Below are 12,487 nucleotides of genomic sequence, written 5' to 3'. Positions count from 1 at the left end.
AAAATGCATTTAGCTGATTTAATGGAAAAAAGTGAGGGTGGACAGTTTTTAATCTTGTCACATCTGCAACAGCATTCCCCAAGTAGTCTGTCAGAAGTGATGGCTGTGACGGAATTTTCCAAAGCAACCTTGAACAAATATCTTGCACTGATTAATGACAAGGCCCAAGAGAATCAGCTGGCCCTTTCCATTGAACTAGAAGATGAAAATCTTCGCCTTCTTGTGGGTTCGGATACCAAGGGGCGGGACATTCGGCGGGCTTTTTTGGACAATGCCATCAAGTACCAATTATTGATCTATTTACTTTATCATGGCCAATTTCAAGCTCAACAATTAGCTCAGGAGCTCTTGATTAGTGAAGCGACATTAGGGCGTCATATTTCGGGCTTGAATAAATTATTAACTGAGTTTTCATTTTCAATTCAAAATGGGCGCTTGAAAGGACCTGAACATAAAATTCGTTATTTTTATTTTGGCTTGCTACGAAAAGTTTGGGCTAGTTCAGACTGGAAACATGAACTTGCCAAGAAAGAAAGACAAACCGAAATTGAAACCTTAGAAGAGCTCTGTGGTGCCCAGTTGTCTCAAGGCCAACGCTTGGATTTTGTTCTCTGGTCCCACATTACCCAGCAACGACTTAAGATCAATGCCTGTCAGTTTCAAGAAATTGAACAGAAGATGAAGGGCTATACGGACAACATTTTTTACCAACGCTTATTTCGTCGGGTAAACCAGCTCTTTTCTGGGAAACACATTGCCCTTAGTCATGATGATGGAGAGATGTTGGTCCTCTTTGCTTTCCTTGTTACCCATCGGATCCTTCCGCTTCATACTATGGAGTACATCTTAGGCTTTGGGGGAGAGATTGGTAATTTGACAACGCAACTCATTCAAGAGATGAAAACGCAGAAGTTATTAGGGGATTATATCGAAGGCCCTGTGACCTATGAATTGAGCCAAATTTGTGGGCAGGTTTATCTTTTTACAGGCTACCTTCTTCAAGACAAGTATAAGTACCAACTTGAAACCCACAATCCTTATGTCTTTAGTAGTCATGATTATAGAGAAGTAGCAGACACTATCTTCAGCAAACTTTCGATCTTTTGCCAAGGGACAGCTCTGGATAAAAAAATCAAGTGGGAGTGGCTCCAGTTAATGGATTATATCGCAGAAAATAGTGGGAGACAAATTAAGATCGGCTTAGACTTAACAGTGGGCTATTTAGGCTATACACGGATGACAGAAGTCCTCAAGCGCTACCTAGAGTACAATCGTTTTATTACCATTGAAGCTTTTGATCCAGCTTCAGATTACGATTTGATCGTGACCAACAATCCGATTAGCCTTACCCAGCGGATTCCTGTCTATTATTTAAAATATGATTTAGATATGATCGATCTAGCCAATATTCGCCAGATGATCTACCAAGAAGAAGGTCAATAAAGCTATTCAATGCTTGATGAGACTTTTACGATATTATTGAGCTGAGTTAGAAGTAATAAAAAATTTGAGGTTAGGCAGAACAAATTCAAAACGAATTGTTCCTCCTAGCTTTTTTATTAGATTTTTCTAAAAATTTCATTTTTTCTAAGTCTTAAAAATCCTTATGAAACAAGGGTTCTGAATCCATCTACTCAATTTTTTTAAAATTCTTAAAAAAATTGATGATCATGAAAGCGGTTTATTTTGTATACTAGACAATGTAAGGAGTACGTCTCCTAAAGAATATTTCTTTTTCCCAGGAGGACAGTTCATGTCACAAGAAAAATACATTATGGCCATTGATCAAGGAACAACAAGTTCTAGAGCCATCATTTTTAATAAAAAAGGAGAAAAAGTAAGCTCAAGTCAAAAAGAGTTCACGCAAATTTTCCCTCAAGCTGGTTGGGTTGAACACAATCCAAATGAAATCTGGAATTCTGTTCAGTCTGTTATCGCTGGTGCCTTTATCGAGAGTGGCATCAAACCAGGACAAATCGAAGCTATCGGAATTACCAACCAACGGGAAACAACCGTTGTTTGGGATAAGAATACTGGACTTCCAATCTACAATGCCATTGTCTGGCAGTCTCGCCAAACAGCTCCTTTAGCTGAACAGCTTAAGAGCCAAGGGTATGTCGAAAAATTCCACCAAAAAACAGGTTTGGTCATTGATGCCTACTTCTCAGCAACTAAGATTCGCTGGATCTTGGACCATGTAGAAGGAGCACAAGAACGTGCTGAAAAAGGAGAATTGCTCTTTGGAACCATCGATACTTGGTTGGTTTGGAAGTTGACAGACGGAGCTTCTCACGTAACAGACTATTCAAACGCTGCTCGTACCATGCTCTACAATATTAAAGACCTAAAATGGGACGATGAGATCTTGGAAATCCTCAATATTCCTAAGGCTATGCTTCCAGAAGTGCGTTCAAACTCTGAAATCTATGGAAAAACAGCTCCTTTCCATTTCTACGGTGGAGAAGTTCCTATCTCAGGTATGGCGGGTGACCAACAAGCAGCCCTCTTTGGACAGTTGGCCTTTGAACCAGGTATGGTCAAAAATACTTACGGTACTGGATCTTTCATCATCATGAATACAGGTGAAGAGATGCAGTTATCTGAAAATAACTTGTTAACTACCATTGGATATGGAATTAACGGGAAAGTATACTATGCCTTAGAAGGATCTATCTTTATCGCGGGTAGTGCCATTCAATGGCTTCGTGATGGTCTTCGTATGGTGGAAAACTCACCTGAATCTGAACGATATGCGCGTGATTCTCACAACAACGATGAAGTCTATGTGGTACCAGCCTTCACAGGTCTAGGAGCACCATACTGGAATCAAAATGCTCGTGGTTCTGTCTTTGGCTTGACTCGGGGAACAACCAAAGAAGACTTTATCAAGGCGACTCTTCAATCCATCGCTTATCAAGTACGGGATATCATTGATACCATGCAAGTTGATTCTAAGACGGCTATTCAAGTCCTTAAAGTGGACGGTGGAGCAGCTATGAATAACTTCTTGATGCAGTTCCAAGCAGATATCCTTGGTATTGATATCGCTCGTGCCAAAAACTTAGAAACAACAGCTTTGGGGGCAGCCTTCCTTGCTGGCCTGTCAGTCGGCTACTGGAAAGACCTAGATGAATTGAAAGAACTCAATGCAACTGGTGAACTCTTCGAGCCTTCTATGAACGAATCTCGTAAAGAACAACTCTACAAGGGATGGAAGAAAGCTGTTAAAGCTACCCAACTCTTTGCAGAAATTGAAGACTAGTCAAGACTTCAGTAGGATAGAAAGTGAAGAATTATGGAATTTTCAAAGAAAACTCGTGAATTATCGATTAAGAAAATGCAAGAACGCACCCTGGATCTTTTGATTATCGGGGGAGGGATCACAGGTGCTGGGGTAGCCTTGCAGGCAGCAGCAAGTGGTCTTGAAACAGGTTTGATTGAAATGCAGGACTTTGCGGAAGGGACATCAAGCCGTTCAACAAAATTGGTCCACGGTGGACTTCGTTACCTCAAACAATTTGACGTAGAAGTGGTATCAGATACGGTATCAGAACGTGCAGTAGTGCAACAAATTGCTCCTCATATTCCAAAACCAGACCCAATGCTCTTACCAGTCTATGATGAAGATGGGGCAACTTTTAGCCTCTTCCGTCTTAAGGTAGCCATGGACCTCTATGACCTCTTGGCAGGTGTCAGCAATACTCCAGCTGCCAACAAGGTCTTGACCAAAGAAGAAGTGTTGGCTCGTGAGCCTGAGTTGAAACAAGAAGGTCTAGTCGGAGGTGGGGTCTACCTAGACTTCCGTAACAACGATGCTCGTTTGGTGATTGAAAATATCAAACGTGCCAACCAAGATGGGGCCCTCATTGCTAACCACGTAAAAGCTGAAGGATTCCTCTTTGATGAATCTGGCAAGATCACAGGTGTAGTGGCGCGTGATCTCTTGACTGATGAAGTCTTTGAAATCAAGGCTCGTTTGGTGATTAATACAACTGGTCCTTGGAGCGATAAAGTGCGTAACCTCTCAAACGATGGAGAGCAGCATTCACAAATGCGTCCAACCAAGGGTGTTCACTTGGTCGTAGATTCAAGCAAGATCAAAGTTTCTCAACCAGTCTACTTTGATACTGGTCTTGGAGATGGTCGGATGGTCTTCGTCTTGCCACGTGAAAACAAAACTTACTTCGGAACGACTGACACGGACTACACTGGCGACTTAGAGCATCCAACAGTAACTCAAGAAGATGTCGACTACTTGTTAGGAATCGTGAATAACCGCTTCCCAGAAGCTCACATCACCATCGATGATATCGAAAGTAGCTGGGCTGGTCTTCGTCCGTTGATCTCAGGAAACAGTGCTTCTGACTACAATGGTGGAAACAACGGCACTATCAGTGATGAAAGCTTTAATGCTTTGATTGCAACAGTTGAAGGCTATCTTTCTAAAGAAAAATCGCGTGAAGATGTTGAATCAGCAATCAGCCACTTGGAAGGCAGCACTTCTGAAAAACATTTGGATCCATCTGCTGTTTCTCGTGGATCAAGCTTAGACCGCGATGACAATGGTCTTTTGACCCTGGCTGGTGGGAAGATTACAGACTACCGCAAGATGGCTGAAGGAGCGATGGAGCGTGTCTTGACCATTCTCAAGGAAGAATTTGACCGTCAGTTCAAATTGATCAACTCTAAGACCTATCCAGTATCAGGTGGAGAAATTAACCCAACCAACGTGGATTCTGAAATCGAAGCCTTTGCTCAACTTGGCGTATCTCGTGGCTTGGATAGCAAGGAAGCTCACTACCTAGCTAACCTATACGGTTCTAATGCACCTAAGGTCTTCGCCCTTGCTCATAGCGTGGAACAAGCACCTGGATTGAGCCTAGCAGATACCTTATCACTTCACTATGCAATGCGCAATGAATTGGCACTTAGCCCAGTTGACTTCCTTCTTCGTCGGACGAACCACATGCTCTTCATGCGGGATAGCTTAGATGCAATTGTCGAACCTGTTTTGGATGAAATGGGACGCTTCTATGAATGGTCAGAAGAAGAAAAAGCTGGCTACCGCCAAGACTTGCAAGTCGCTTTAGAAAACAATGACTTGGCAGCATTAAAAAACTAAGAAAAACAAAAGAGGGGTTGGAAAGAAGACTGTCTAACCTTCCCCTCTTTATAATGGAGAATTAAATCATATGAAAGAATTATTTGGTGAATTTTTAGGGACCTTAATCCTGATTCTTTTGGGAAATGGGGTTGTAGCAGGAGTGGTTCTTCCGAAAACGAAGAGCCATAACTCAGGTTGGATCGTCATTACCCTTGGTTGGGGGATTGCAGTTGCAGTGGCAGCCTTTATCTCTGGCAAGTTAAGTCCGGCTCATTTGAATCCAGCGGTGACAATTGGGGTTGCTCTTAATGGTGGACTAGCTTGGGCATCTGTGATTCCTTATATCATCGCTCAATTCGCTGGAGCCATGGTAGGGCAAGTCCTTGTCTGGTTACAGTTCAAACCGCATTACCTAGCAGAAGAAAATCCTGGAAATATCCTTGCAACCTTTAGTACAGGTCCAGCAATTAAGGATACTACTTCAAACCTCATCAGTGAAATCCTTGGAACCTTTGTCTTGCTACTGACTATCTTTGCACTTGGTCTTTATGACCTTCAAGCAGGACTTGGTACTTTTGCCGTTGGTACCTTGATTGTAGGGATTGGTTTGTCTCTCGGTGGAACTACAGGCTACGCTCTCAACCCAGCTCGTGACTTAGGTCCTCGTATCATGCACAGCCTCCTTCCTATTCCTAACAAAGGAGATGGTGACTGGGGTTACGCTTGGATTCCAGTAGTTGGTCCAATCATCGGTGCAGTACTTGCAGTAGCAGTCTTTAAAATGTTTTAAAAAAAGAAAGAGAGTGGGACAGAAATCGGTAATTCGTTAGAATTCGATTCCGTCGTCCCACCTCCGCACAGTTGAGTAGGGCTGTAAAAGCTGATAAAATCAGCGTAGTAGAGCCCACTCAACCACTGCGTCTTGCTCGATAATCCAAAGACAATTGAGAGGCTAGGACTTTTGTCCCAGCCTCTTTTAAAATACTGTATCAGCTAAAGAGTGCTTTGTACGTTCTAACTTAAAACAAGCTATAAGAAATGTAAAAAGCGATAAAGAAAATAATGATGGCAATAATGTATTGAACCGGCTTAGGTAGGTTATTCAATTTATCCATGAATTCTTTCATTGATTGATCTCCTTATTGTTTGAATCTCTTAGGATTAGTGTAGCATGAAATAATCCCTAAAACAATAGCAAAACAGCTGTTTTTGTTAAAATTAGATTCTCCTTTTAAAATTATTTAGATCAGTTAACCTATTACTAAATAAAAATACCATAGATTGTAAATTATTTTAGATAATAAGAGGCCAGAGTTTGACACTTATTTCACAAAGGAGTATACTATTAGCATAGTTTTGGAAGGAACTTATGATAGATTCACCCAAAACTGACTGTCAACCTTTGCTGTTCTTCTATGAACATTTGCTGGTATCAGGGATACCAAGGAGGAATCATATGTCTAAAGTAGCTATTGTCACAGGTGCAGGTCAAGGAATCGGTTTTGCGATTGCGAAACGATTGGTACAAGATGGCTTCAAGGTCGGAGTATTGGATTACAACGCTGAAACAGCGGAAAAAGCAGTGGCTGAATTGTCAGCTGAAAATGCTTTTGCGGTCGTTGCGGATGTCTCCAAACAAGCAGAAGTGGCTGCAGCTTTCCAAAAAGTTGTGGATCATTTCGGAGACTTAAACGTCGTCGTTAACAACGCTGGTGTTGCACCAACTACACCACTTGATACGATTACAGAAGAACAATTTGAGCGCACTTTTGCCATCAACGTTGGTGGTGTGATTTGGGGTGCTCAAGCTGCTCAAGCCCAATTCAAAGCGCTTGGCCATGGAGGAAAAATCATCAATGCCACCTCACAGGCTGGTGTCGTTGGTAACCCTAACTTGACTGTCTATGGTGGTACTAAATTCGCTGTTCGTGGAATTACGCAAACATTGGCACGTGACTTGGCAGATTCAGGCATCACTGTCAATGCGTATGCACCTGGTATCGTTAAGACTCCAATGATGTTTGACATCGCTCATGAAGTTGGTAAGAACGCTGGTAAAGATGACGAATGGGGTATGCAAACTTTTGCTAAAGATATAACCCTCAAACGTTTGTCAGAACCTGAAGATGTAGCAGCAGCGGTTAGCTTCCTTGCAGGTCCTGATTCAAACTACATCACAGGACAAACCATCATCGTGGATGGTGGGATGCAATTCCATTAAGATAAAACCAGAGGTTGGGACTTTGTCCAGCCTCTTTTCTTATGTGCACCTTATTCCTCTCGTTCGCTTTTTTTGAAAAATTAGGGTAGAATAGAAGTCATATTTTGAAAAAGAATAGATCAATAGTGATAGAGATGAACTCTCTTCCATCCATTAAAACGAAAAGAGGTGACCATATGTGGAAATGGATCAAACGGATCATCGGACTGACCTTCCTCCTAGTGATTGTCTTAGCAATTTTCTTGATACCGGCAAAAGTTTCGACTCAAGAACAATTTAAAAATGTGACAGTGAATACTTCGCTGGTAGATCTAGCCCAAGAAGGTCTTTCTACAGCAGACTTAACAACATCTGGCCTGCAAACAGAGCTTCAGCTGAATTCTCCTCAATTGCGCCAAGTCATTAAAGGAATGCTTGGAGAGGTTTCGGATGAAACACTCCTCAATACAGCTGTCTCTATGAATGGAGACTATATCAATGTTCAGGTGCCGATTGAACTAGGACCGGTGGAAACCATGGTGAGCATGGACTTTTCAGCGAGTGTGACGGATCAACAATTGACCTTAAACCTAGAACGGGCCCGTCTTGGCCATCTCCCAATTCCACGTGCCTTGGTCGCTTCGAAAATTGCTGAAAAAGTTAACCAAGAGGGAACCGGAGCTACCATGACAGGCAATCAAATCCAATTGACCTTACCGACAAGTGGCTATCAAATCCATTCTGCGAAGGTCGAAAAAGGGAACATGGTATTGCAAATTATCATTCCCATTTCCTATTAAGCATCAACCATTGGTTACTGATGAGGCCGGTGGTTTTTCTGTTTGACAAAGCCCAGAAAAAAGAGTAAGGTAGAACGAGAAAACGATTTCAGAAACAGGGAGATTTAAAATGCCACTATATGAATTTTGTGCAGAAAACATAACTCTTTTAGAAAAAGCTTTTCAAGCAGGAGCGCGACGAGTAGAACTATGTGATAACTTAGCGGTAGGAGGTACGACTCCTAGCTATGCTGTGATCAAAGAGGCTGTGAGGCTTGCTAAAGAGTATCAGGCCAAGGTTATCGTCATGATTCGTCCACGAGGTGGAGATTTTGTATACTCTGATCAAGAGCTAGACATCATGTTAGAAGATTGGAAAGTTGCTCGTGATTTGGGTGTTGATGGCTTGGCGGTAGGTGTCTTGACTGCTGACAATCAGCTGGATAAAGACGCCATGCTTCGTTTCATCCTAGCTAGCCAAGGGTTTGAATTGACCATGCATATGGCATTTGACCAGATTCCTCTAGAAGATCAAGCGTCGACAATCGAGTGGATGAAAAAGGAGGGTGTGACCCGACTATTAACAAGAGCCGGCAGTCCAGAAACAGACTTAGAACAACGGTTGGAACGCTACGAAGAGTATGCTAAGTTAGCGGATGGCCAGGTAGAAATCTTGGCAGGTGGCGGTGTTTCCTTGGAGAATCGTCAGCTTTTCCTTGACGTTCCTGGAGTGGATCAGGTCCATGGGACCCGCGTTGTCTTTTAAATCTATATGAGTTGAGGACCATTCTCAACTCATTTTTTGCTTCTTTTTGGTATACTGGAGAAGAAGGAGTAGACCAGTGTTTTTACCGGATTATTTTGAGAAATATAGTATAGATAAAGAAAAAGCCCTGGCTTATGGGTTTTCAGAGCAGGGAGAGACCTATCACTATGAGCAACTAATCCTCGATGGAGACTTCAAGCTCTATGTGACTGTTCAAGGTAAGGAAGTGAATTTTTGGTTAGTGGATCAAGAAACAGGTGACGACTATATGCAGCTCCATATGGACCAGATGGTGGGTCAATATGTGGGTCAAGTCAGAGAAGCCTGTCAGCAGGCCTTAGAAGATATAAGAAAGTCTTGTTTTGCTGTCAAAGATTTTATGTATCCACAGACCAAGCGCTTGGTGAATTGGATCAGTCAGCAGTATGATCGTCCCCTCGAATATCTCTGGGACCGCTCACCGGACTCGGGCGTCTTTCGTCATCAAAAGGATCTCAAATGGTTTGGCGTTTTTATGAAGATTGACTGGTCCAAGCTTGATGCGAAACAAGAAGGGAAGATTGAGGTCTTAAATCTTAAACTGGACCATGTCAGCCAACTCTTAGAAGAGCCTCCTTTCTATCCGGCCTACCATATGAACAAGAAATACTGGATCAGTATTCCCTTGGATGAACGAGTAGAGGATAATTATCTTTTCGAGCTTGTGGCCAAGAGTTGGACCTTGACCAAGAAGTAGGGGTTAACACAATTAATTTGTGAAAGTGAATAAAACACAAAAAAAGAATGTTGAGGGGTCAACATTCTTTTTTTTATTGGAGAATTTCCTGTCCTTATTGCTCTTTGGTCAATGAGAAGTGGAAATCTCTGTAATTGCTATAGTCAAAATCTGTATTGATATCTGTTGTGAAGGCTATCGGAGTATAATGACCTTCCTCAAGGATAAATCCTGGTTTGAAGCGGAAATTTGCTACTCCTAATCCAGTAATACCAGGAAGTAGTGCATCTGCGCCGTTAAGACCTTCTGACTCCCAGTAATAGACATTGCCAGATGCTTGAATAGCTCTTGCAGTATAGGTGGCTGTGCGGGTTGGTTCACTATCATTTTTAAAGCTAACGACAGTTGTAATATCACCATTGGCTTCAATAGTCATTTTGATGCTATCCGCCTGAGGGCTAGATCCTACCCATGTGCCGACAAGATCTGCAGGAACAACTGCTTGATCAGTTGAAGATGTATCTTCTGCCTTGTTCGGTTCAGTTGAAGCTGATGGGTTACTTGCCTGACTTGAAGGAGTAGTATTTTCTTTTGCTTGAGAAGAAGAAACTGTAGCTTTTTTATTCAAGCTGGCTTTTGGTTTTTTCTCAACTTTCGAGCTAGAAGCTTTTTCGGATGAGGAAGTTGTTTTATCTTTTGAGCCACACCCTCCCAAAGCAAGTCCAAGTGATGCAGCCACAAGAGAGGCTGCAGTCCAACGAATCAAAGATCGTTTCATAATATCACCTCTTTATCTTTCTGACTTAGATTATACTCCTATTGTTACAGATGTCAAGTGATTTTTGTAATAAATGTAATGTTTCTGTAACATAGTTTTATATATAAAAATAACTCAAGAATAGAAGGATGGGATTGAATCATAGATATGCGTTAATTTGGGGTAAAACCTCTTCCAGTTTATCCTGATTGATACGGGCAAAGGCATAGGGACAGCTTTGAATATAGGCAGATTCGAAGAAGTGGAGAGGGAGACCGCTATGTTTCAGTCGAGCGACTGAAGGGACCTGTCTTAAATCTAGTAAGACTCCTCCAATGACTGGCCATACAGGGACGGACAGGGAATGTTGCTGGAGTAGGGAAGCAGCTTGCTCTTTTTGGATGACTTGCTGTTGGTGAAGGAGCCCTTTATTTTTTGCAAACATGCCATTATCAATATAGAGGCTTAAGGCCTTCTGCATGACCAAGTTACTTTCGTAGTCGAGTGTTCCCTTAAGTTTTAAGACAGGGGCAAGAAGCGCTTGGGGGAGGATCATAGAAGTGATGCGGAGGGCAGAAAATAGGCTGGTAGAAAAGGACTTGATGTAGATAACCCGGTCAGATGCATCCAGATAATGAAAGCTAGGAGAAAAATGTGGATCATAGTCTCCCAAGTAATCGTCCTCGACAATATAGACATCATAGAGGTCTGCTAAGGCCAATATCTGTTCCTTCTCTTGTTTGCTATAACTATGTCCCAGCGGGTAATGGTAGCGTGGAATGGTATAGAAAAATTTGATCTTGCCACTTTTGAAAATGGCTTCTAGTTGCTCAAAGTCAATTCCTTGGGGCAAGCGATTGATGCTTTGGTAAGGCAAGTCTTGCTCCTGAATTAATTTATTGATGCGGTAATAGGTTGGTTGCTCTACTAGGATTTCTTCTTTTTGGTTCGGAAAGGCGACCTGGCTTAGGAGGTAGAGGGCTTGCTGAGTTCCTGAAGTAATAACGATTTGTTGCTCCTGGGTATAAATCGCATCTTCTCGCAGGAGAGAAGCAATAGATTGACGGAGATCGACTAGACCTTCCTGTTTTTCATAGTAGTTGAAGAGGTAATTATCACGACCGACAAGGGTTTCGTTGATACAAGTCCGAAAGTCTTCAAAGGCTTGGAAGCGATCTTCCTTGAGGCGAAGAGGCAGGTCGGTGTGCTTTCCAGTCTCTTCCTCCAGGACATAATAGCCACTTTGGGGCTTGGCATAGATATAGTTCTTGTAGCTGAGCTCGAGCAGGGCTCGTTGGACGGTGTCCTTGCTGCAGGCATACTGACTGGCTAGTTGGCGAACAGAAGGCAGGCGGTCTCCAGTTTTTAGGATCCCCTGGTCAATCTGGTTTTTCAATGTTGTAAAAATCTTTTGGTATTTGGTTGTCATAACTGTCCCCGTACAATTTTTCTTTATTGTAGTCAATATGGTGTAAAAAAGCAACTAAAAAGTGACTCCCTATAAGAGAGTCACTGTCTTACATGACATACACAATCGCGATATATTGGAGAGCTGAAGCAGCGAGGATGAAGAGGTGCCAAATCATGTGGAAATAAGGTTTCTTTTTGGCGTAAAATCCAGCTCCAACTGTGTAACATAGGCCACCCATCAGCATCAAGCCCCAGAAGGTTGGACTTGTCTGGCTGATGATCTGAGGGATAATGAAAATCACCAACCATCCCATAATCAAATAGAGGGCCAAGCTGAATTTTTCATTTACCTTCTTAGCAAAAATCTTATAAAGAATTCCGAAGATGGTCGTCCCCCATTGAATCAGGATAATGGCATAGCCGAACCAGTTGTTCATGAGAGAAAGAACGACGGGTGTGTAGCTACCTGCAATGGCAATATAAATCATGGAGTGATCAATGATCCGAAGGACATACTTCTGAGGTGAGTCATAGGCCATGGCATGGTAGATAGTCGATGAGAGAAACATGAGAAAGAGACTGATGACAAAAATCGAAGTCCCTACAGCTGCTAAAGTGCCATGTGTTTCATAACTATAGATAGCAGAAGTTGGTAATAGAAAGAGCATCAAAACAGCCCCGACGGCATGGGTGACACTATTTGCGATTTCTTCTCCAAAGGATAATCGTTTACTTAATTTACTAGCATAATTCACT

The 12,487-nt window shown here is 42.3% G+C and carries 11 protein-coding genes; 8 read left to right on the top strand and 3 right to left on the bottom strand.

Annotation, left to right across the window (positions count from 1 at the left end; all coding sequences use genetic code 11):
- Window positions 1–3: 3 nt before the first annotated feature.
- The 8 genes from EL081_RS05945 (at window position 4) to EL081_RS05905 (ending at window position 9,585) form a co-directional block, all read left to right on the top strand.
- Window positions 4–1,443, top strand: a complete 1,440-nt coding sequence (locus EL081_RS05945; protein ID WP_126404351.1) for a helix-turn-helix domain-containing protein — start codon at window positions 4–6, stop codon at window positions 1,441–1,443.
- A 310-nt stretch (window positions 1,444–1,753) separates the two neighbouring features.
- On the top strand, window positions 1,754–3,262 hold the full coding sequence (glpK, locus tag EL081_RS05940; RefSeq protein ID WP_126404350.1) for a glycerol kinase GlpK: 1,509 nt from the start codon (window positions 1,754–1,756) through the stop codon (window positions 3,260–3,262).
- Between the two features lie 33 nt (window positions 3,263–3,295).
- The gene (glpO, locus tag EL081_RS05935; RefSeq protein WP_117744339.1) at window positions 3,296–5,122 is read left to right on the top strand and encodes a type 1 glycerol-3-phosphate oxidase; all 1,827 of its coding nucleotides are present in this window, start codon (window positions 3,296–3,298) and stop codon (window positions 5,120–5,122) included.
- 70 nt (window positions 5,123–5,192) lie between these two features.
- On the top strand, window positions 5,193–5,894 hold the full coding sequence (locus tag EL081_RS05930; RefSeq protein WP_048716194.1) for an MIP/aquaporin family protein: 702 nt from the start codon (window positions 5,193–5,195) through the stop codon (window positions 5,892–5,894).
- A 666-nt stretch (window positions 5,895–6,560) separates the two neighbouring features.
- Complete coding sequence (locus EL081_RS05920) at window positions 6,561–7,325, top strand: (S)-acetoin forming diacetyl reductase (protein WP_009730834.1); 765 nt, start codon at window positions 6,561–6,563, stop codon at window positions 7,323–7,325.
- 176 nt (window positions 7,326–7,501) lie between these two features.
- Entirely contained in the window at window positions 7,502–8,104 is a 603-nt protein-coding gene (locus EL081_RS05915; protein ID WP_232011395.1) for a hypothetical protein, read from the top strand.
- Window positions 8,105–8,213: 109 nt separating this feature from the next.
- Window positions 8,214–8,849 (top strand): copper homeostasis protein CutC, encoded by a 636-nt coding sequence (locus EL081_RS05910; protein WP_126404348.1) that lies wholly within the window; start codon window positions 8,214–8,216, stop codon window positions 8,847–8,849.
- A gap of 76 nt (window positions 8,850–8,925) precedes the next feature.
- Window positions 8,926–9,585, top strand: coding sequence for an MmcQ/YjbR family DNA-binding protein (locus tag EL081_RS05905; protein WP_126404347.1), 660 nt, complete (start codon window positions 8,926–8,928; stop codon window positions 9,583–9,585).
- A gap of 94 nt (window positions 9,586–9,679) precedes the next feature.
- Here EL081_RS05905 and EL081_RS05900 read toward each other — a convergent pair whose 3' ends face one another.
- The 3 genes from EL081_RS05900 to trhA form a co-directional block, all read right to left on the bottom strand.
- Window positions 9,680–10,342, bottom strand: a complete 663-nt coding sequence (locus tag EL081_RS05900) for a hypothetical protein (protein WP_126404345.1) — start codon at window positions 10,340–10,342, stop codon at window positions 9,680–9,682.
- A 139-nt stretch (window positions 10,343–10,481) separates the two neighbouring features.
- On the bottom strand, window positions 10,482–11,750 hold the full coding sequence (locus EL081_RS05895; RefSeq protein WP_126404344.1) for a PLP-dependent aminotransferase family protein: 1,269 nt from the start codon (window positions 11,748–11,750) through the stop codon (window positions 10,482–10,484).
- 88 nt (window positions 11,751–11,838) lie between these two features.
- Entirely contained in the window at window positions 11,839–12,486 is a 648-nt protein-coding gene (trhA, locus tag EL081_RS05890) for a PAQR family membrane homeostasis protein TrhA (protein ID WP_048788819.1), read from the bottom strand.
- Window position 12,487: the final 1 nt, after the last annotated feature.

Source organism: Streptococcus viridans (assembly GCF_900636365.1).
In the GTDB taxonomy this organism is placed as follows: Bacteria; Bacillota; Bacilli; order Lactobacillales; family Streptococcaceae; genus Streptococcus; species Streptococcus viridans_A.
This window is presented reverse-complemented; position numbering and strand designations above follow the sequence as displayed.